Source organism: Niallia circulans NBRC 13626, from assembly GCF_001591585.1.
GTDB lineage: Bacteria > Bacillota > Bacilli > Bacillales > Cytobacillaceae > Niallia > Niallia circulans.
In genome coordinates, this window is sequence record NZ_BCVE01000027.1 from 1 (window position 1) to 20,419 (window position 20,419).

The window sequence follows — 20,419 nt, forward strand, 5'->3', positions numbered from 1 at the left end:
AAACCCACAAGCTGCATAGAACGCTGCTCCACTAATGACTCTTTATAAATTCTTCACTGCTTTCTCCATTTCCGTTTCACCAGAAACTAAATCAAATGATTTATTAAACACATTTTTTTCTTTTATAGAAGCCATGATTGTCGCTGCTACGTCTTCTCTTGGGATCATTCCTCTTTCTAGATTCTCAGCAGCTGTAACCAAACCAGTGCCAGCATCATTTGTTAATCCACCCGGACGAATAATGGTGTAGGTTAATCCACTCTCCATAAGAATACGATCGGCATAGTGTTTTGCTACATAATATGGTTTAATTTGTTCACTCCAGTTTTCTCGATGATGTGCCTGCAACGCACTAACCATTACAAACCGTTCTACCCCTGCACGCTTTGTTGCCTCCATCATTTTCACAGCACCATCTAGATCAATCAATAATGTTTTATCATACCCCGTTTTCCCACCTGAACCTGCTGTGAATACGACGGCATCACAGCCTTTCACTGCAGACTCTAGCTGTTCCACCGTTTCTTCCAAATTACCTAAAGCAGTTTCTACTCCGATTTTTTCAAACGCTTTCTGCTGTTCTACTGTTCTTACCAATGCTCTAACAGAAAACTCATTACTTTCATGTAATAATGTCACAAGCTGTTTACCTATTTGCCCGTTTGCTCCAACCACTAATACTTTCACAGCAAACTCCTTTCTAATCCATTTTCTACTATTATTTCATCCAATTGCTTCTTTTTCAAATAATACAATACAAAAGAACATGTTGTTTCTTATAATAGGGAAACCAAATATGATAGAATGGATGAATGACTAAATTGAGTGTGAATACAGAGCTCAAAGTCTAAGGCTTATCAAACATCCATCATTTACTTTCAAAGTAACATAGGAGTGTAACTTAAAATGAATAAAAAAGATATAGCAAACATCCGAAAACAATTCAAAATGAATAATGATCTACTTAGAATAACAGATATGTTTAATGTTTATGTCATGAAAGAATCAAGTGATATATTTCATTATCAAAGTCAGCCCTTTGGCATGCTTGATCAAGATCAACAAGAATTATTTTTACATAATTTCAAGAAATTACTTGCTGGTAATTTGGATGAAAAGCTGTTTGAATTAAAGTTTCAAAGAGAGGCAGAAAATAATAGTCAGCTTATTTTACATAAAGGATTACTTAGCTCTGAAACAGAGGATTGGAAAGAGCAAATGCTGCTGCTGGTAGACAAGATGCTTAATAGCAGACAATATGACAAAGATATTGTCATCACATTTATTCGCGGTGAGTATTTAAAGCCAAAGAAGCGCCGCAGTGAAGAGTCTGAAGAAAGTGACCGAGATACAGTTTTCTCTCATCCTTTCATTTTATGCAGTATCAACAACACCCAAGAGCCGAAAAAAGAATTGCTTTTTGACTATGTAGAGAAAGAATTTAAATACAATATTGTTGTTGACCCCATTATTAATCTGAATGCGCCAATGGGTGGATTTCTTTTCCCAAGCTTCACAGATAACGCAGCAGATGTTAATCATATTCTCTATGCTGCCGGCAAGACCCATGAGCCAGATTATCAATTTATTGAAGAAGTTCTCAACGGCGAGGAAATGATGACTGCTCAAGATGATAAAATTGTGTTTGAGGAAATCATTAAAGATGTGACTGGAGATCAATTGAGCACCTCTACTCTTTCCAATGTTTATGAGGAAATTAACCGAATGATTGTCGAAAATGAAGAAGAAGAGGTTCCAAAATTAGACTCCAAAGACGTGGAACAAGTCTTAAAGATGAGCGGCGTAGAGGACATTAGTCCAGAAAAAGTCGAGTTTGCCTTCAAAAAAATTATTGATGATGATAAATATGAATTAAAAGCAAGTAATATCTTGCCAAAATTCACGTCAAAATCGATTAAGATCAGCACCAAGATTGCTAACATTGCCATCAGCCCTCCTGACTTAAGATACGTGAAGCAAATCGAATTTAGCGGCAAACGCTACTTGATGATTGAAGTCGAAGAAGACACCGTAATCGAAGGATTTACAATGATTCCCGAAGCCTTCGGCGGGAGTCCAGAAGAAGACTAAGATTCAAAGAGGCTTCTTCTTTATAAAGAAGAAGCCAATAAATCTATTTTGAACTTACTGCTCTAGTCGCCACTAACGCCTTTATTGACTAGATTGTTTACTTTTATGGTTTTCGCGAATAATCCTGTATAAATAAGAATAGTCCCTACCATTACAATGAAGCCAATGTAGACAGACATCATTGTTGGAATTAAGAATGCCCCGATAATAATACTAGCTCTTGCAATTAAATCTGCTCCACTAAATGATAGGTTGGAAAAAGCAGAGTATGATCCACGTTTATCGCTTGGAATCATATTCGCCTGCTCTGCATTTCGAATCGGTGAATAAATTAATTCGCCCATCGTTGCTATCAAATTAAATAAAACGAGCATGTACCACGTATTTGCCGAAGTAACAGTCACATATCCAATTCCATATATAATAAGACCTGTTATTAAAGCATTCTTTTTATTCATCTTATCTGTGAACCGATTAATAATAAAAGTAAAGCAGACTACGAGCAGCATATTTTCTATATTTAATATACTTAGCATTCGTACCCCAACAATTTCAAAACTCCCAATACGAACTGCTTCAAAAGTTTCAGCAAGGCGAATCCCAATATAACTATTTAATGAAAATTCAGCTGCAAAAATAAAGGTGGAGCCTGTAACCACTTTTACAAAGGCTGTATCTTTAAATGCCACTTTGTAATTGCTGATTAAGTCAACCAAGACATTCTTGTGCTTTTTCTGTAACTGATCTGTGAACTTGTCCTGCAGCCAAACCCCGTAGGCAATTGGAATCAATGTAGATGTGCAAGTCAGCATGATGAATAATTCTTTCTGATGATTCAAATATAAAAGTCCTCCAAGTGCTGCCCCAATAGCCATCGATAAATTAATCAGCCAGTAATCGAGCGCATAAATAGCTTTTCGATTTTCTGGTGTTGTGGAATCAATAATAATCGCATGCATTGCTGGTCGCCCTAGACTGCTTGTGATAATAAATCCAACGTATGCCAAAGCAAACAATACAATTATTTTATTGGTCGGAAATAGACTGATCGTCATGATTAAAAAGAAGAATGCATTCAGCCAGGATGTTATCATTAAAACCTTTTTTCTCGGAAAGCGATCAGAAATATATCCTCCAACTAAATTGATCAAAAATCCGATAACCACAGTAGTGATCAAAAATAAGCCCGCCCAAATTTTGTTTAATTCCTGCGCAAAGAATAAAGCCATAAATGGCATAACTGCTGATGATACCGCCCGATTAAAGAAAGAGGTAATCATCCTAACTTTGATATTTCGCGGTAATTCCTTCCATTTCATGTTGTCTCCCCCTTGTTATTACTGTATATTAAACTAGACGAATAATTCTAAAAATAGACAATTAACAAAACAATGTCCCCTTTTAGGAGGAAAAAGAATGGATAACAAATTACTTACACTTTGGAGATATTATCCTTCTGGCAGTATTCGAATGGAGGAAATTTCTGAAACCTTGCAATTGAGCTCGAAACAAACAACACGTTATTTAAAAAAATGGATGGAGGAAGGCTGGCTATCATTTACACCCGGACGAGGACGCGGAAACATCTCAACTTTGTTATGGAAAAAAGAGGTAGAAACTTCTTACGAGGAAGAAGTTTTAAAGCGATTTGATCTGGAACCAGTAGAACAAACAAGCAAATACTTAATGTATGATTGGTCCACAAACAGTAAAATGAGATTAATGAATAAATTTCACACAAAACTTGGCTTTGTCCAAGAGTCAAATGATAAATTAATCGTACCAAAAAGATATCCTTTCCATTCCGTCCATCCGCTTGAGGCTGGAGATGTCTTCAGTGCGCATTTAGTGGCAAATGTGTTTAATCGGCTTGTCACTCATACAGAAGATGGGAAAGTATTACCTGAAATTGCCCATAGTTGGGATAGCACCCCTTCTAAATTAAGACTCTATCTAAAAAAAGACATTAAATTTCATGACGGTTCTGTTCTGACAGCAAATGATGTGGCCGAATGTCTTGACAAGCTTCGGGCACATGCTTATTACAAAGATTTATGGACACCTGTCGAAAGAATTGAAGTAAAGTCTCCACTTATACTCGATATTCTCCATCCCAATGGATGCAGCTATATCCTTCCTATGCTTAGTATGATGTGTGCAAGCATCTATAGAGAGACGAATGAAAAACTATTGGGCACTGGTTACTTTATCCTGCAACAAAACAGTGATAAGCAGACAACTTTAACTGCTTTTCAAGATCATTTTCGAGAAAGACCATTAATTGATGTAGTAGAATTCATTCAAGTGCCTGAGGATTTTAAAGGAATCTATCATTCTCCTATGGAGGAGAATACCTCTTCCTCCTTCGAAGTAGAAAGCGACTCGGGGTTTGGTATTATCGTAATGAACTCCTGTAGAGATTCTGCTATTAGACAGAAGAAAGTAAGAGATTACCTTCATTGGATTATCGCTAAAAACCGTCATACTATTGGTAACCTAAGTCCAAGACTAATACCGAATGATAAGAGTATAATAGTCGGCCAAAATCAACAGCTGACTATTTCTGAAGTAGAACGGCCAATATTTTCTAAACCAATTGTGATAAGAGGTGCCAGACATACTGCTAATACTACACAATGGCTTGCAGAAATATTCGCAAAAGAAAATATCCCTACAGATATTCAATGGTTTTCCTTTGCTGATATATTAACAAAGCATCCCGAGACATTAAACGTAGATCTTTTCGTACATGGAGAAGTTTTTGAATTCAATCAGGATTTTTCCTTTTACCACTTTTTAATGAATGGGTTTTCCCCACTTTCCCAAATGATAGCAAATAATGAAACACTTACAAACTTAATGGGTAAATATAAGGAAACACCATTTGAACAATGGACAGCTTTAAATCTAGAAATCGAAAAAGAATTGATTAATCAATCGATTATGATTCCCCTTTATTATCAAAAGCGATATATTCCATTTTCAACCGATATAAGCAATATTAAAATTAGCCATTTTGGCTATGTAGATTTTTCAAAAGTGTGGGTTCGGCCGAAGGAATGAGTGGTATAGAAAAGAGACATTCTCAGGATTTTTTTATGCATCGTTTTATTAACTAAGCAAAAACAGCACATAGAGTTCCAGGAGATAAGGCAATATAAAAAGAGAAACTACTGGACTCTATGGAAAGGAACTAAACAGATGAAGATTCGCTTTGGCTATGTGGCTAATGCACTAGGATTATGGGATGCAAGTCCTTCAAAGGCTTTAACCTTCTCCCGATATTCAGCACTCCCTAAACAGGAAGCTACAGAAAAGCTATTAGCTGTTACAGCTCAAAATTTAAAAAATACGAAAAGAATTCTCTATTATAATGCTGCCAATGAAATTCCATTGTATCGCTTATCCAGTTCGTTAGTCCCCTTAGCAACGCATCCAGATGTAAACTGGGATTTCATAACTCCTTTTCAGGAACAGTGGAGAGAACTTGGCCAATTAGTTAAACAATTTAAACTGCGGGTTAGTTTTCACCCCAACCAATTTACGCTTTTTACTAGTCCTAGGGAAGAAGTAACCATAAATGCGATAAAAGATATGACCTTCCATTATAAAATGCTAGAAGCTATGGATGCCCTTGATAATAGCCTTATTAATATTCATATTGGTGGATCCTATGGTGATAAAGAGACTTCTTTACAAAGATTCCAGCAAAATATCCAGCAACTTCCTATGGCAATTAAGAACCAGATGACCCTTGAAAATGATGATAAAACATATAATGTGAGAGAAACACTGATAACCTGTGAGCAGGAAAACATTCCCATGATCCTTGATTATCATCACCATATGGCCAATAAAGAAGATATTGACTTAGCCCTTTATTTGGAGCGAATTTTTAGAACGTGGGAAAATCATAGAATGGTTCCTAAAGTCCATATTTCCTCCCCGAAATCCACTCTGGCCTTCCGTTCTCATGCTGACTTTGTCTCATTTGATTTTGTACAGCCCTTTTTTAAAATGGCTAAAAATCTTAATCAAGATTTCGACGTTATGATAGAAGCAAAACAAAAAAATCTGGCTATGTTTAAGCTTATCGAGGACATTGCCTCTATTAGAGGAGTAAAGAGAGTTTCCGGTGGAACAATAGAATGGTAGGAATGTTTCTCTACATTTGAATACTAACAACGAGGTGTAATGGATGACTATTGTTCGACTTGGATATGTCGCAATGAGCATGATGGTAAAAAATGCATCCCCTTCAAGGACGATGACATTTAAACAGTTTCAAAAAATAGATGACCGGGAAGCAGGCCTTCGTAAGCTGGAACGAATCGCCTTGCAAAATCTCCATAATACGCTTCGGCTCCTAAAACATACTGCTGCTTCCGATATCCATTTTTACCGCCTTACCTCCAGGCTGATTCCATTAGCCAATCACGAAGAGCTTCTTGATTGGGATTATATGAAACCTTTAACAGAGCCTTTAAAGGAAATAGGTGAATTTGCCAGAAAGCATCAGATTAGGATTGATTTTCATCCTGATCACTTCGTTCTCCTTAATTCCAATCAAAAACATATATGGAAGAACTCAATTAAAACTTTAAGATTACACTATTTATTATTAAAGGGAATGAGGATTGATACAACTCATCGCTGTGTTATGCATGTGGGAGGAAATTATAAAGATACCGAAAAATCATTGGAACAATTTATTGATAATTGGATGCTAGTCCCAAACTCTATTCAAAATATGATCATGCTTGAAAATGATGATACCTCTTTCACATTGGAAGATACTCTTTACTTATGCGAGAAATTAGGGATTCCGCTTGTGTTTGATTATCATCACCATCTCGCCCATCATCATAATCCCAATTGGGAAGATAACTGGAGTCGCATTCTTCAAACATGGAGTACATCTCCATTACCAATTAAAATGCATATTTCGAGTCCCAAAGATGAAAAGCATTTCCGTCATCATGCCGATTATATTGATATAGGTATGTTTTTCGATTTCCTAAACCGCATAAAAGGAAGCATTCCTGTTATCGATTGCATGATAGAAGCTAAAAAGAAGGATGAGGCTCTTTTTAAGTTAATAGAAGAAGTGAGCATTAGAAACGATGTAGAAATGATTGATGGCTCTTCTTTCCGTCTTAAATAAAGGAAAGAAGAGCCTAAAATAATTCATTAATTGCCTAGTGTTAACTCTTGTGCAGGTTCGCCATTCCTATTTAAAATTCGAATAACGTCAGGCTGCACTTGAAGGAACACATAATTTGGATCCATTGGGCCTTCAAACCATTGTTGTAATGACTCGTTCCAAAACTGCTTTTTTAATGTTTCAGAATTATTAATAGAGCAAGTTCCAGCTATTTCAACATAAGAATCGCTTTGTCCTTTTTCTTCATAGCCTAACAATACAGAAACATGAGGGTTTTTTTCTATCTCATCCATCTTTTCTGTATCCATTTGAGCGGGCGAGTACAAAGTTAAATCTTCATGGTAGAATGTCATATACCGGGAATGGGGTTTATTATTTTCCACAGATGAAAATACTCCTGTTCGATGACCTGAAATAATGTTAATAACTTGTTTCTTTAAATTTTGATTTGCCATATTCTGCTTTGCTCCTATAATTACTGTTATTTTTCAGCTATTAATGTTCTAAACGATTCAATTCCTGAATGCATTCTTGTACAAGGGTAACTCCTTGGCTCATGGTCGCTCCCCCGCCAAATGCAGCAGTTACGCCTACTGCTTCTAGAATTTCCTGTTCGGAACACCCTTGATCTAAGCATCCCTTTGTATGATAGATAATACAATACTCATCCTGAGCATGAAGGCTAATTCCTAAAGCAATTAATTGCTTTTGCCTTTGAGTTAATGCACCTTCTTCAAAGCAGGCTTCTGTAAAAGCATTATATCTACTTGCAAACTCAGGCATTTTTTGTGTAAAATCACCTATTCCCTTTTTAAACGACAACAAGGTAGATTCTATTGAATTGCTAGCTTCCATTTCCAAACACTCCTTTTTTTGATTAAGCTGTACATCAAACTTATTATAAGTAAACTTCAAACGAATTAATTATCCCTTATTCATTTCCCATAACTTCCATAAAAAGTGATACATAACTGGTGATTGGGAAGGGAAAAATGGCATTATATTCAATGTAGAAAGTGAGTGAATGGAACTGTATAATGAAAATCATGCCTATCAAGCTGGAGACATCGTCTATGTTTTTTACCGAAACCCGCATACCCAAGATGTAGCGAATATCCAAGCAGCCGCTGTTGTAAAAAATCCAGACAATTCTAATGAACTATCTTTATTTCTATACGAAAATTACTACCCTCTCTCAAACGAAGTTGCTGTATATGCTACAGAAGTAGAAGCTCAAGAAGCCTACTATTATTACTATGGAGATGTTTCAGAAGGGAGATTGGAATGATTAAACCCTTCACTCCAAAGCTTGTCTATTTTGAACCGGAAGCATTAGAGTATCCATTAGGGAAAGAACTGCTGGAGAAATTCAAGAAGATGGATATAGAGATTCGCTATACCACTTCCCATAATCAAGTTAGAAATCTTCCTGGCGACAATGATTTTCAACGTTACCGAGTGGCAAAGTCAACGCTTGTTGTCGGCATTCGCAAAACACTCAAATTTGATACATCTAAGCCCTCTGCCGAATATGCCATACCTTTTGCTACCGGCTGTATGGGACATTGTCATTATTGCTATTTGCAAACTACAATGGGAAGCAAGCCATACATCCGCACCTATGTAAATGTCGAGGAAATTTTAGAAGCTGCCGATAACTATATGAAAGAACGTGCTCCAGAATTTACACGTTTCGAAGCATCCTGTACATCTGATATCGTTGGAATCGATCATTTAACCCATACGCTTAAACGTGCCATTGAACACTTCGGGGAATCAGAGTACGGCAAACTGCGATTTGTCACAAAATTTCATCATGTTGATCACCTACTTGATGCGAAGCACAATGGAAAAACCCGCTTTCGCTTTAGTGTCAATGCAGATTACGTCATCAAAAACTTCGAGCCCGGGACTTCTCCTTTGGAAAAGAGAATAGAGGCTGCTGGAAAAGTCGCAAGAGCCGGATATCCCCTAGGATTTATCGTGGCACCCATTTACCTCCATGAAGGATGGGAAGAAGGCTATCTGCATATGTTTGAACGCCTAGATGCTGAGCTGCCCCTAGAAGCAAAGAAGGATTTAACATTTGAGTTTATCCAGCACCGCTTTACAAAGCCTGCTAAAAGGGTAATCCAAAAAAATTATCCAATGACTAAATTAGAGCTAGATGAAGAAAAACGCAGGTATAAATGGGGGAAATATGGAATAGGAAAATATATTTATCAAAAAGAAGAAGAAGAAGACATAAAGGATCACCTGCATTCTTATATGAAAAAATTTTTCCCTGATGCTAAACTAGAATATTTTACGTAAAAAAAGAAAAAGGTCTTTTATGTATGAGACCTTTTTCTCCATTGATTATTATTTTTCCGTTAAACTTCTGGTACCGCCTAACAATGGTAGTCTTTGAGTATGCGGTATCTCTACACTTCCAATCGGAAAAGGATTCCGCGATTCTGGACCATGAAAGTCACTACCTCCAGATACAAGAAGATTAAATGCTTCTGCCATTCTCCCCCAATAGTTTTGTTCCTTATCGGAATGTTTGGAATGATATACTTCGATACCATCTAACCCATAATCAATTAACTGTTGAAGCTGAAATTCATGCTTATAGATACCTGGATGAGCTAGAAATGCAAGACCGCCAGCTTTGTGGATTAGTTTAATGGCATCCTCTGCGGAAAAACTGCCTCTTTCTTCAAAAGCAGCCTTTCCTTTTTTTAAAAGCTGTTCATATGCATCCTTACTGTTCTGAAAATAACCTGCTGATACTAGTTCATCTGCAATATGGGTTCGAACAAGTACACCCTTTCCAACACGAGCAAGGCAATTGTGAAAAGAAATGTCATAGCCAAGATTTCTTAATTTCTCCACTATTCTTTTTCCCCATTGAACTCTATCCTCCACTCTCCAAGAGACATGATCTTTTAATTTAGGATGCTGCGGATCAAATTGATAGCCTAATATATGCAATTCACCTTGAGGACCATCTGTATTAAGTTCAATCCCAGGGATAACCTTTAATGCATCCTTGCTATAAGATAAAGCTTCTTCATACCCAGTTAATACATCATGATCCGTTATCGCAATAATTTCCAACCCTTTTTTGATACTATCCTCTACTATTTCTCGTGGTGTCCAGAAACCATCAGAATAGATGGAATGTATATGCAAATCCATCATGCTTTTCCCTCCTAGTCTACCTGCTCCCTGCCACCACAGCTCTTTCCTCTACTCCACTATATACCCTCAAGGAAACAGCGTCTCCTGGCAGAAATCGTTTTTCAAAAACAGATCCATACACATTAATTGTCTCTTCCCCCACTTGAACGCTATAATGAATTTCATTCCCTTGAAACTGGGCAAACTGGACGATTCCTGTCATCTCGTCTTGCTCTGCCTGGCCAAGCCTCCATTGTTCAGGACGAACAGGGTAAAGATTTTGGGATTTGATCTCCTTTGAAATTCCGATGTCTTTCCAAGAAACATTAGGAAACTCTGCGGGAATAAACCGATCCTCTCCAATCCACTCTCCTTTGATCAGATTGCTCTTTCCAACAAATGTTGCAACAAATACCGACTGGGGATTATTATAGATACTTTCCGGAGTACCAATCTGCTCGATTCTTCCATTATTCATTACAACAATTCTATCAGCCATCGCCAAAGCTTCTCCTTGATCATGGGTAACATAAATAATGGTCGTTCCCAGCTTCCGGTGAATCCTACTAATCTCTCTTCTCATCTCCATACGGAGTTCCGCATCAAGTGCACTTAATGGTTCATCCATCAAAAGAAGAGACGGCTTTGGAACGATAGCACGAGCAAGAGCAACTCGCTGTTTTTGACCTCCAGAAAGTTCAGCCGGATAGCGTGTTTTCAATTGGGTAAGGCCCACCATTCCTAATGCTTCTCCAACTCTAATCTCCTGCTCCTCTTTACCATTTGTTCTGCCAAACCGATGATGCTTAAGAGGAAAGCGAATATGGTCTTCTACTGTCATATGCGGCCATAACGCAAAGGATTGAAAAACCATACTTATATTCCTTTTCTCAGGTGGCACGAGTTTACTAGAGCTTGCTGCTAACTCATTATCTATCGTAATCGTTCCTTCTGTCGGTTTCATGAACCCTGCCAAAAGCCGTAATAACGTCGTCTTTCCACATCCAGAAGGACCTAGAATAGCGATAAATTCACCATTTAGCAATTCTAAGTTAATATTATTTAAGGCTGTAAAGCTTCCATAGTTCTTTTTTAACCCATCAATACTAATCACTCTTCATCACCTTCTTCTTCCAGATTCTTTCTAATAAAACAAATAGAATGCCCATGATCAATACAGATCCCACAATTAAAGTGGAAAATGCCGTTGAGTAAGTGGTGTATCCAGCTTGCTCAAAACTAAAGATAACAACACCTACCGTTTCAGAACCGCTAGACCATAATAAACTGGACACAGTCAGCTCTGTGAGAGCAGTCAGAAACACAAGAGCAGCGCCGCTTAATATACCAGGCATTAGCAAGGGAAAAAGGATGCTTCTCCATTTTGCTAATGCTTTTGCCCCTGAAATTCTTGCTGCTTCCTCCATAGAAGAATCAATTTGCGAAAAGGCAGTCAGGCTTCCCCGCATCTGTAATACCGTAAAGCGAGTGATATAAGCAATAAGCAAAATCCATATTGTGCCATAAACTCCTGGCTGAAAGCCTGGCACCGGCTGTAGCCACATTAAGATAATCGCTAATGCAAATACCGTTCCTGGCAAAGCATAAGGAATAGTTACAATAATTTCTGAGACCCTCACCAAAACAGATGGCTTTTTAAAACGAAGATAGGCAATAACGGTTCCAATTACCATACAAATCAGCATGGTTACCAAGGCAAGCGTTACGCTATTTCCTATCGCAGCTCCCGTTTTAGCATCCTCAAATAATAGATACGAATAATTTTTTAAGGTAAGATTTTCCCATGAAAGGGATAATCCATATGCCTTGATAAAGGATGTAGAAGCCATAACGACTAATGGTAAAAGTGTCGTGAGCAACAGGAACATCCAGAGCACTATTTCCACTGCATTTCGCCAGCCCCTTGGGAGAAAATACCTTGGCTCTATATCTCGTGCTGCTGTTTCACTTACATTGCTTTTTCTTATAATTGCCCATTGGAGGACTGTCCCAAGTAAAGCAATTACACCAAGAATAACGGAAAGAACAGCAGCTCTTGCAAAGGCAGATGGTCCATATCCAATAATCTGTTCGTAAATATACGTACTCAAAACGCGGATATTTGCTGGTATACCAAGAAAAGCCGGAATGCCAAAATTATCAATATTAGATAAAAAAGCAAGAATACCACCACTCGCAATTCCCGGAAGCGCCATTGGAAAAATTACCTTTCGAAAGACAACTCCCCCAGATGCCCCAGAAGTATTGGCGGCATATTTCAGTTCCCTTGGTATCCTGCGAAATACTTCCACACTCATCAAATAAACAAGGGGATAATGGGAAAGCCCAAGAACAAAAATGATTCCTCCCATACTGTACAAATTAACTGATTGATGGAAAAGAAATTGGATAGGGCCGTTTCCTCCAAAAAACTGTACCCACGCAAGGGTTGAGATATACGATGGTATCAAAAAAGGTAAAAAGATGAGTAATTGCAGCCACTTTTTTGTCCTGATATTCAAGTATGCCATGATAAATGCAAGACCTACTCCTAAAATAAGGGAGAGCAATGTGCTTGCGACCGTAATAATAACAGTGTTTTGAATCGTCTTCCACGTTGCCTTTTCTATCATTACTTCCTGATAAAGTTCCAGACTAATTCCTTCTCCAGAGGAAATGCTCAGCCAGACAAGACGCCAAACAGGAAGTAAAAAGATAAAGACAAGCAGCAGAAATCCAGGAATCCCCCACCACTTACGGGAAAAATAAGAAAAGGAGAGCGGAAATAATGCTTCCTTCTTCCTTTCAGAGCTCTGAATAGATGAGTTCATTATGTCCACTCCTTCATAAAAAGTGTTCTATTCACTAATTACTGTTTCAAATTCTTTCTTATCACCATCTCTGGCACGATATAATTCTTGCACATCGGTAGAAAGGACTTTCATTTCATCAATCGTTTTAAGTCCCTCAGGAGCTTCAATTTCTTTGCGAATTGGTGTATATCCAAGCTCGGCAGCAAGCTTTTGTCCTTCCTCGGATAGAACGAAATCAACAAAGGCCTTTGCTGCCCCTAAATTCTCGGCGTCTTTCATAATTCCTATTGGTTCAGTGATAACTGGCACCCCTTCTTCAGGATAAATTAGCTCCACTGGAGATCCTTCTGCTTTCGCGCGTGTAACTAGATAATCTACAACCATCCCATAGTCTTTTTCTCCACCAGCAACACCCTTAAGTACATCGCCATTCCCTTTTGTAACCGTTACATCATTTGCAGCAATATTTTTGTAAAAATCCCATCCTAAGTTATCTTGACGAGTGAATACTCCTAAATTATAGGCAGCAGCACCGGAATATAATGGACTTGGCATAATAATTTTTCCTTTTGCTTCTTTAGAAGTAAGGACATTCCAGCTTGTTGGCATTTCTTTTACTTTTTGCGTGTTTACAACTAATCCAGTTGCCATGACCTTCGTTCCATAGTAAGTATGATCTGGATCCACAAGCTCAGCAGGAATTTCAGCAGCTTCTTTTGATTCATATGCTTTGAGCATATCCTCTTCTTTTAAACTTTCAAATGTTACTGCATCTGCTACCAATAGAACATCTGCTTGAATCTTGCCAGCCATTTTTTCCGCTTTAATTTTTGAAATGACTTCCTCTGTTCCGGAACGGAATGTTTCTACCTTTACATCAGGATATTTAGCTTGAAATCCTTCTACTAATTTAGCAGCATCTGCATCGGGCTGTGAGGTATAAAAATGAAGGGATCCCTCTAGCTTCGATTCTGATGATCCTGTATCTTTAGATGCATTACCGGGCTCACTGTTTTCCTTACTGCCACAGCCTGCTGCAAAAACCATCAATATTCCAAACATTAATACAAGCATCCACTTACGCATAATCTATTTCCTCCTCATCTGTACTAGCAATATTTAAATGAGCAAACCAACGTTCAATTTGTTCTTTTTTTCTTCTATGAAATGTTCTAAACTCAATCGGTGATATGGTCACAAAGCCTGTTCTCAACAAGGTGTAATCACTATCTGCATTAAGGTCCTTCATATTGTGAAGCTGATCCTTCAGCCAGTAGTACACTTGTCCATGTGGATCATTCAGTCCAACATATGAATATCTGGCAACATCCATATCCAGAGGGACAATACGTACTCCCTTATAAACTTCCCTTGAAAGGTATGGTAAGTTCACATTAAGAAAAACTCCTTTTGGAATCTTGTTTTGCAGAAGTACTTCCACAATAGGATAAAGCAGCTTTTTTACTTTCTCATAATTGATATCCATATCAGAAAAGGCATTTAATGATACTGCTACAGCTGGAATTCCATAAAGCAGCCCTTCCACCGCTCCAGCCATGGTGCCTGAATAATAAAGATCACGCCCTAAATTTGGTCCAAGATTTATTCCTGAAACAACAAAGTCTGGCGACTCTTTCATCAGCACTTCTATTCCAAGCTTGACGCAATCTGCCGGAGTTCCATTAACAGCCCAGCACCCTTTTACACCAGGAAAAAGCGGTAGTGGTTTTGCTTTTAAAGGAACTCTTAATGTTATCGAATGACTGACAGCACTTCTTTCCTGATCTGGGCAGGACACATAAACATCTGCAAAATGCTGAAGCACTTCAACTAGAGCCTGAAGACCTGGAGCGAAAATACCATCATCGTTTGTTACGAGCACTTTCATTGCGGTACCCCCTTCATCATTTCCAGGCTTTTTAAATAATGAAGATTATGATTCCACCAGTTTAAACTTTCTGATGCATCAAAGCCCTCTACTACAACAGGAAGATCATTTATCGATATGAATTCATTCAGCATATTTCTATCCAGAATACCCATACCAAGAGGAACATGCAGCTGAGCTCGTGAATTGTCACTAATATGAACTTTGTCCACATTTATTAACTGAGCAAAGGCTTGCTGTGGAGTTCCTTCTGAAATATGAGCAACGTCAAAGGTTGTTTTCAGTTCCGGTAAGAAGCTCGCGATTAATCGATTCATTATTTCCGGAGCTGTCACGAATTCCTTTGTCTTTACCTCCATCAATTCTATGCTTAAGGTTTTCTTGTACCGCTTTGCTGTTTCGATTAATGTAAAGATGGATTCCATCATGAAAGCTTCGTATATTTCCTGTTTTATCTGCGGAAGTGTCAACCTCCCCGGATGAAACGTTATCGAGTCTGCCCCTATCTCATCTGCTAACTTAATAGAATTCCGTATCTGCTTTACAGAGCCTTCTCTTATTTCTTTTTCTAAAGAACTAATATTTAAGTCCCAACTCGCCGCATGCATAGTTAGGTTGATAGACTGATCCCGATTCGCTTCACGAATTTTGTTTGGATCTGTACCGTGAAACCACACATGTTCTGCCCAAATTTCTAATCCTGATAACCCGCTCTGCTTAGCAAGCTGGACCACTTGATCTACCGGATAAGCCCAAGCTAGTGTGGACGCAAAATGCATAAAAGTACCTCACTCCTTTTGATTACATTAATTTCTCTATTAATTTAAATTTTAGAAAACAAATATAAAGCTACATTAGGGAGTAGTGTAAAGAAATCATTAAATAAAATTCTGTTTATTTAAGATGAAGGGATTGATTTTACAGGAAAAAAGCAAGCTTTTGTAAAAGAAGCGTAAATTATTTACATTCGATTAAAATACACAGCAATTTATGTAGGAGAAACTAACATAGGTTTGAAAAGACCTAGGAAGATTTCTAATAGCTAAGTAAAAGCAAAATTATTCTAAAGAAAAAATGCCTCTCCGAATAGGAGTTGCTTCAGCTTGTTTGTTTTTCTCTGTTCCCTTTTTCCTTTCCTCCTCTTCCTTTGGGGCATAGAGAACGCTTTTCTGCTTGCTTTAATATTGAAAAATAAATAAAACAGAAATTGTGCTTGTAAATGCGGATTTTGTTCGAGGTTAACGAAACTTATTGATTTCGTTATTCGTATAGGATAGTAAAAATAGCGAATGGTGTTGATAACGATGTTTAAATCTGAATTAGTCAATTTAGTTTTGAAATTTGTTTGTTATGCTCTATTTATGCTTTTTATTCTCTTTAGTGTTGTTGATTATTGGTTAAAAATTGCTTTTGTCGTTCTTATTATCCCTCTATGGGTAATTACGGATGTTATAAAATATAGAAAAAAGAAAGAAAACCATGAATTTTAAAAATAAAAATGCCTGCTACCACTGGCTAATCGAACAATCCGATTCTACCAGGAGTAGAGGCATTTTTTCTAATTTATAATTTCATTAAACATTGGCCCAAATTCCAACACTCTTAATTTTCTTATATTCAGGCTGCCAAACTGCATCAACCACAGCCTTTGTTACATCCGTAATCTCGGCTCTTGCAATTCCTTCCTCTATAGCCGCTTTTGCGACTTCAACTGCCACATAGATAGATACATCATGTAATTTCTCAATCGAAGGAAGTAACGATGCCCCTGGTTGGTTCGTTTCGCACATCTCGGCTACCGCTTTGGCGGCTGCGGCAAACATTCCTTTGGAAATAATTTGCGCTTTTGCAACAATAGCTCCAAGCCCTAAACCCGGGAAGACAAATGCATTATTCGACTGCCCGATTTCATAAGAAACACCATTATATTCTACATCAGCAAACGGACTTCCAGTCGCAATTAGTGCTTTTCCGTCCGTCCATTTAATTAAGTTTTCCGGCATTGCCTCAGCAAGATTAGTAGGATTGGACATCGGCATAATGATAGGACGTTCTACATGCTTTGCCATTTCTTTCACGATTTCTTCCGTAAAAGCACCGGCTTGGCCAGAAGTACCAATTAGGATGGTTGGCTTCACCTTTTTAACTACTTCCATTAAAGAAATGATCCCATCCTCATTTCGATTCCATTGCTTGACTTCTTCTGCTCTTCTTACATAAGGCATTTGAAATTTCAAAACATCTGGTGTTTCATCTGTCAGTAATCCTCGATAGTCAATCGCCCAGAAACGCTCATATGCTTCTTCTTTAGTAAGTCCTTCCAGAGCCATTGTATCAACCATTTGGTCTGCATTGCCGATTCCTGCAGCCCCTGGGCCAAAGACAACGATGCGCTGATCTTTCAATGCACCGCCTGTTACTTTTAATGCAGACATAATCGCTGCAAGCGTTACAGCACCTGTTCCTTGAATGTCATCATTAAAAGTAAGAATTTTGTCCCCATATTTATCCAAAATATTGCGGGCGTTCACATTGCCAAGATCCTCCCAATGAAGTAGTACTTCTGGGAAAAACTTTCTTGCGGTATGAATGAATAAATCAATAAATTGATCATAACGTTCTCCACGAACACGGGCAAACTTATTACCAATATAAATAGGGTCATCAATTAAGGACTGATTATTCGTACCAACATCTAGTACAACCGGCAGAACTCGGCTAGGATCAATACCAGCAGCAGCTGTATATACCGCTAGTTTTCCTATTGCAATATTAATACCACCTACTCCTTGATCTCCAATACCAAGGATACTTTCCGAATCAGTGACAACAATTAAATCTATATCATTTTTGGCTTTTCCTAGATTACGAAACGCCTTTTCCACCCCTTCCAAATGATCAATGGAAAGATATAATCCTTCTGGACGATGGTAGCTATGAGAGTAAGACTGGATAGCATCACCGACAGTCGGTGTATAAACAATCGGCAGCATTTCTGCAAGATGTTCCTTTAAAAGTCGGTAATATAGAACGACATTTCGGTTATATAAGTCATTCAGTAAGCCATTTTTGAAAAGGTTGGTGGTCCGCATTAAATATTGCTCATAGACTCTATTTACTTGTTCATCAAGCGTAAGTACTTGGGGCGGTAACAGACCGTCTAGACCAAGGTCTTCCCTTTCCTCTTTTGTAAAAGCTACTCCTTTATTTAAAAAGGGATTAGAGAGAATTTCTTTTCCTTTTAATGTTGTGATAATTACATTATCTGACACAGTCATTGTGGGTGATCCTTCTTTCTATTTAAAATGATGATCAAAAGATCGCTTTCTTTTGTTCCTATGTTATTACTGTTTGTACTTTCTCACTAGTTTATTTAACTTAAATTCATTATTTTGTAACTAAATAATGCAGTACTCCTTTTTACCTGTCATGCTGCACTCGCCATCGATTTTTTAGTCTTCTTTCTTTGCGACCTTTTAAATACATAGCTAACAATAATCGGACAGATAATGGCAGATACAACACATGCTGCTGCAACTTGAGCAGTAGCTGCTGGGGCTATAGAAGATAAGGTCGGATCTGCGGCTGCAACCACAGCTGGTGTAGCGACAGCATTCCCAGCAGTAGAGCCTGTTGCTAAGCCAACAATTGGATTTTCTTTAAATAATTTCAAAAGAAGATAAGCTCCAATTCCTGTAAATGCGGCTATTAATCCTAGTAATAATCCAGGTCCTCCTGCTTCTACAATGGTTCTAAGATCCATTCCTGCTCCTAATGGGAAAGAAAAGAATGGAATTAATAATAATTTACTGCTACCAAGAAACTTTCTCATGTCCGGATCAATATTTCCCAAAATCATTCCAATCAAAATTGGGATTAAGACACCTACAAGTGCCTGGAAAGGAATGGCTGCAAGTCCGGATGCTCCTAGTGCAACTAGCGTGAAAAATGGTCCGTCTTTTAAAGAAAATAATGCATATGCTCCTACATCTGTTTCATCACCATAGGAAGAAGCAAGCGATGCATATAATCCTCCATTCGCATTTAATAGGGCTGCAAGAATTGCCAATGGTGATAACCCTAATATTCCAGCAGGTCCAAAAAACATGGCGACTGCAATCCCTATCCCTGCCCCTACTATAAATTTACCTGTTAGTAAGATGGCACCCTTTTTGATTGCCTTTGGGGCAAGTTTGAAATTAATTTGTGAACCAATCAGAAACATAAATAAAGCAAGAATGGTGGATGATGCTTCCTTGCTGAATAAAGCTGTTGTAAAATGGCCAATTTCTAAAAATTGCGGAAAAAATGTGTTAGTTAATACCCCTAAAAATAACGGTACAACCATCATACCACCTGGAATTTTATCAAGTGTCTTCTTAATTGGAATATGCATTTTAATCCTCCTAACAAAGTTTTTACTCCCTATCGACTTCATTTGAGCCTTTATCAATACGTTTGAGATTGTTATGCTCAAACTGCTTTTGTTTTTTACAAGTTCATCTTACTCCCCTGTTAAACGCTTTCATAGTTTATGAAAGTTTAATAATTCTTTTTGTAAATAAAAAAAGTAAGCAGCCTTCATACTGCTTACAAAAAGTTTTTTATTCTGTGTTCTTTTAATCGATTATATTCATGTTGATAAACAGGTCTTCCAATCGTTCCATAGATTACCTTAACTTCCAGTATTCCTAAATCTTTTAAGAAATTTAAATACTTTCTAGCAGATACTCTTGATATACCTACTAAGTTCGCAGCATCATCGGTCGAAAAGGGTTCCTCTTTTAATTTTTGAACTGCTTCCCATACTTGTTTTAACGTATCCTTTGTTAATCCCTTCGGCAATTCTTCCACTGTCACAGTTTCTTCTCGATGCAAAAGAAGCGCATCCAACTCTTGTTGACTAATGGAAGCTTGCTTATTGGTAATCCTAGTTTGTTCTAGATAAGTTGTCAGTGCTGTGTTAAATCTTTCAAACTCAAATGGCTTTATTAAATAATCGACTACACCATGTCTTAAAGCCTTCTTAATGCGCTCAAGATCAGAAGCAGCTGAAATCACGATAACATCAATAGCAAGATCATTTTTTCGTAGATAAGCTAATAGCTCCAGTCCAATCTTACCAGGCATAAAAATATCTAAAAGGATAAGCTCTATTTTTTCTTTTTTTAATAAAGAAATCGCATCATCTACTGAATTGGCGGTTGCAGTTAAATGAAACCCATTGATTTGAGAAAGGTATCGTTTATTAATTTCTGCTACCATCGGATCATCTTCCACAATCATCACATTAATCAT

The 20,419-nt window shown here is 37.7% G+C and carries 19 protein-coding genes; 6 read left to right on the forward strand and 13 right to left on the reverse strand.

The window, feature by feature from the left end:
• Positions 1-42: 42 nt before the first annotated feature.
• A complete protein-coding gene (locus BCI01S_RS21810) occupies positions 43-687 on the reverse strand; it encodes an SDR family oxidoreductase (protein ID WP_047943370.1) in 645 nt (214 codons plus the stop codon).
• A gap of 219 nt (positions 688-906) precedes the next feature.
• Here BCI01S_RS21810 and BCI01S_RS21815 point away from each other — a divergent pair, with 219 nt between their 5' ends.
• Positions 907-2,091, forward strand: coding sequence for a DUF4317 domain-containing protein (locus BCI01S_RS21815; protein ID WP_061801086.1), 1,185 nt, complete (start codon positions 907-909; stop codon positions 2,089-2,091).
• A gap of 62 nt (positions 2,092-2,153) precedes the next feature.
• Here BCI01S_RS21815 and BCI01S_RS21820 read toward each other — a convergent pair whose 3' ends face one another.
• Positions 2,154-3,410 carry an MDR family MFS transporter gene (locus tag BCI01S_RS21820; protein WP_061801087.1) on the reverse strand — a complete coding sequence of 419 codons (1,257 nt, stop codon included), beginning with the start codon at positions 3,408-3,410 and terminating at the stop codon, positions 2,154-2,156.
• Between the two features lie 97 nt (positions 3,411-3,507).
• Between BCI01S_RS21820 and BCI01S_RS21825 the strand changes: the two genes are divergently transcribed.
• The 3 genes from BCI01S_RS21825 to uvsE (BCI01S_RS21835) all read left to right on the forward strand — a co-directional run bounded on the left by BCI01S_RS21825 (position 3,508) and on the right by uvsE (BCI01S_RS21835) (position 7,255).
• Positions 3,508-5,154, forward strand: a complete 1,647-nt coding sequence (locus tag BCI01S_RS21825; RefSeq protein WP_061801088.1) for an ABC transporter substrate-binding protein — start codon at positions 3,508-3,510, stop codon at positions 5,152-5,154.
• A gap of 138 nt (positions 5,155-5,292) precedes the next feature.
• Entirely contained in the window at positions 5,293-6,246 is a 954-nt protein-coding gene (uvsE, locus tag BCI01S_RS21830) for a UV DNA damage repair endonuclease UvsE (protein ID WP_061801089.1), read from the forward strand.
• 43 nt (positions 6,247-6,289) lie between these two features.
• A complete protein-coding gene (gene uvsE, locus BCI01S_RS21835; RefSeq protein WP_061801090.1) occupies positions 6,290-7,255 on the forward strand; it encodes a UV DNA damage repair endonuclease UvsE in 966 nt (321 codons plus the stop codon).
• 26 nt (positions 7,256-7,281) lie between these two features.
• On the opposite strand, the gene BCI01S_RS21840 is transcribed toward uvsE (BCI01S_RS21835), so the two are convergent.
• Together BCI01S_RS21840 and BCI01S_RS21845 are read right to left on the reverse strand one after the other, a co-directional pair.
• On the reverse strand, positions 7,282-7,710 hold the full coding sequence (locus BCI01S_RS21840) for a pyridoxamine 5'-phosphate oxidase family protein (RefSeq protein ID WP_061801091.1): 429 nt from the start codon (positions 7,708-7,710) through the stop codon (positions 7,282-7,284).
• A 40-nt stretch (positions 7,711-7,750) separates the two neighbouring features.
• Positions 7,751-8,116 carry a carboxymuconolactone decarboxylase family protein gene (locus tag BCI01S_RS21845; RefSeq protein ID WP_061801109.1) on the reverse strand — a complete coding sequence of 122 codons (366 nt, stop codon included), beginning with the start codon at positions 8,114-8,116 and terminating at the stop codon, positions 7,751-7,753.
• Between the two features lie 163 nt (positions 8,117-8,279).
• On the opposite strand from BCI01S_RS21845, the gene BCI01S_RS21850 reads away from it, so the two are divergent.
• Together BCI01S_RS21850 and splB are read left to right on the forward strand one after the other, a co-directional pair.
• Positions 8,280-8,543 carry a transcriptional regulator SplA domain-containing protein gene (locus tag BCI01S_RS21850; protein WP_061801092.1) on the forward strand — a complete coding sequence of 88 codons (264 nt, stop codon included), beginning with the start codon at positions 8,280-8,282 and terminating at the stop codon, positions 8,541-8,543.
• Positions 8,540-9,568 carry a spore photoproduct lyase gene (gene splB / locus BCI01S_RS21855; protein WP_061801093.1) on the forward strand — a complete coding sequence of 343 codons (1,029 nt, stop codon included), beginning with the start codon at positions 8,540-8,542 and terminating at the stop codon, positions 9,566-9,568. The genes BCI01S_RS21850 and splB overlap by 4 nt, the downstream gene beginning before the upstream one ends.
• 48 nt (positions 9,569-9,616) lie before the next feature.
• Here splB and BCI01S_RS21860 read toward each other — a convergent pair whose 3' ends face one another.
• The 9 genes from BCI01S_RS21860 to BCI01S_RS21905 all read right to left on the reverse strand — a co-directional run bounded on the left by BCI01S_RS21860 (position 9,617) and on the right by BCI01S_RS21905 (position 20,419).
• The gene (locus BCI01S_RS21860) at positions 9,617-10,441 is read right to left on the reverse strand and encodes a PHP domain-containing protein (protein WP_061801094.1); all 825 of its coding nucleotides are present in this window, start codon (positions 10,439-10,441) and stop codon (positions 9,617-9,619) included.
• Positions 10,442-10,457: 16 nt separating this feature from the next.
• Complete coding sequence (locus tag BCI01S_RS21865) at positions 10,458-11,534, reverse strand: ABC transporter ATP-binding protein (RefSeq protein ID WP_061801095.1); 1,077 nt, start codon at positions 11,532-11,534, stop codon at positions 10,458-10,460.
• Complete coding sequence (locus tag BCI01S_RS21870) at positions 11,527-13,251, reverse strand: ABC transporter permease (RefSeq protein WP_061801096.1); 1,725 nt, start codon at positions 13,249-13,251, stop codon at positions 11,527-11,529. Before BCI01S_RS21870 ends, BCI01S_RS21865 begins: the two co-directional genes overlap by 8 nt.
• 27 nt (positions 13,252-13,278) lie before the next feature.
• A complete protein-coding gene (locus BCI01S_RS21875; RefSeq protein WP_095259352.1) occupies positions 13,279-14,319 on the reverse strand; it encodes an ABC transporter substrate-binding protein in 1,041 nt (346 codons plus the stop codon).
• A complete protein-coding gene (gene surE, locus BCI01S_RS21880) occupies positions 14,312-15,121 on the reverse strand; it encodes a 5'/3'-nucleotidase SurE (RefSeq protein ID WP_061801097.1) in 810 nt (269 codons plus the stop codon). Before surE ends, BCI01S_RS21875 begins: the two co-directional genes overlap by 8 nt.
• On the reverse strand, positions 15,118-15,900 hold the full coding sequence (locus BCI01S_RS21885; RefSeq protein WP_061801098.1) for a sugar phosphate isomerase/epimerase family protein: 783 nt from the start codon (positions 15,898-15,900) through the stop codon (positions 15,118-15,120). The genes surE and BCI01S_RS21885 overlap by 4 nt, the downstream gene beginning before the upstream one ends.
• A 795-nt stretch (positions 15,901-16,695) precedes the next feature.
• Entirely contained in the window at positions 16,696-18,399 is a 1,704-nt protein-coding gene (locus tag BCI01S_RS21895; protein ID WP_061801100.1) for an NAD-dependent malic enzyme, read from the reverse strand.
• A gap of 149 nt (positions 18,400-18,548) precedes the next feature.
• Positions 18,549-19,517: a 2-keto-3-deoxygluconate permease gene (locus tag BCI01S_RS21900; protein ID WP_047943353.1), complete on the reverse strand. Its 969-nt coding sequence runs from the start codon at positions 19,515-19,517 to the stop codon at positions 18,549-18,551.
• 194 nt (positions 19,518-19,711) lie between these two features.
• On the reverse strand, positions 19,712-20,419 hold the full coding sequence (locus BCI01S_RS21905; protein ID WP_047943352.1) for a response regulator: 708 nt from the start codon (positions 20,417-20,419) through the stop codon (positions 19,712-19,714).

Excerpts from the sequence above, each read along its gene's own strand:
- BCI01S_RS21815 (WP_061801086.1), top strand. The coding sequence starts at position 907 with ATGAATAAAAAAGATATAGCAAACATCCGAAAACAATTCAAAATGAAT.
- BCI01S_RS21820 (WP_061801087.1), bottom strand. The coding sequence starts at position 3,410 with ATGAAATGGAAGGAATTACCGCGAAATATCAAAGTTAGGATGATTACC.
- BCI01S_RS21825 (WP_061801088.1), top strand. The coding sequence starts at position 3,508 with ATGGATAACAAATTACTTACACTTTGGAGATATTATCCTTCTGGCAGT.
- uvsE (WP_061801089.1), top strand. The coding sequence starts at position 5,293 with ATGAAGATTCGCTTTGGCTATGTGGCTAATGCACTAGGATTATGGGAT.
- uvsE (WP_061801090.1), top strand. The coding sequence starts at position 6,290 with ATGACTATTGTTCGACTTGGATATGTCGCAATGAGCATGATGGTAAAA.
- BCI01S_RS21840 (WP_061801091.1), bottom strand. The coding sequence starts at position 7,710 with ATGGCAAATCAAAATTTAAAGAAACAAGTTATTAACATTATTTCAGGT.
- BCI01S_RS21850 (WP_061801092.1), top strand. The coding sequence starts at position 8,280 with ATGGAACTGTATAATGAAAATCATGCCTATCAAGCTGGAGACATCGTC.
- splB (WP_061801093.1), top strand. The coding sequence starts at position 8,540 with ATGATTAAACCCTTCACTCCAAAGCTTGTCTATTTTGAACCGGAAGCA.
- BCI01S_RS21860 (WP_061801094.1), bottom strand. The coding sequence starts at position 10,441 with ATGATGGATTTGCATATACATTCCATCTATTCTGATGGTTTCTGGACA.
- BCI01S_RS21870 (WP_061801096.1), bottom strand. The coding sequence starts at position 13,251 with ATGAACTCATCTATTCAGAGCTCTGAAAGGAAGAAGGAAGCATTATTT.
- BCI01S_RS21875 (WP_095259352.1), bottom strand. The coding sequence starts at position 14,319 with ATGCGTAAGTGGATGCTTGTATTAATGTTTGGAATATTGATGGTTTTT.
- surE (WP_061801097.1), bottom strand. The coding sequence starts at position 15,121 with ATGAAAGTGCTCGTAACAAACGATGATGGTATTTTCGCTCCAGGTCTT.
- BCI01S_RS21885 (WP_061801098.1), bottom strand. The coding sequence starts at position 15,900 with ATGCATTTTGCGTCCACACTAGCTTGGGCTTATCCGGTAGATCAAGTG.
- BCI01S_RS21895 (WP_061801100.1), bottom strand. The coding sequence starts at position 18,399 with ATGACTGTGTCAGATAATGTAATTATCACAACATTAAAAGGAAAAGAA.
- BCI01S_RS21900 (WP_047943353.1), bottom strand. The coding sequence starts at position 19,517 with ATGCATATTCCAATTAAGAAGACACTTGATAAAATTCCAGGTGGTATG.
- BCI01S_RS21905 (WP_047943352.1), bottom strand. The coding sequence starts at position 20,419 with ATGATTAATGTGATGATTGTGGAAGATGATCCGATGGTAGCAGAAATT.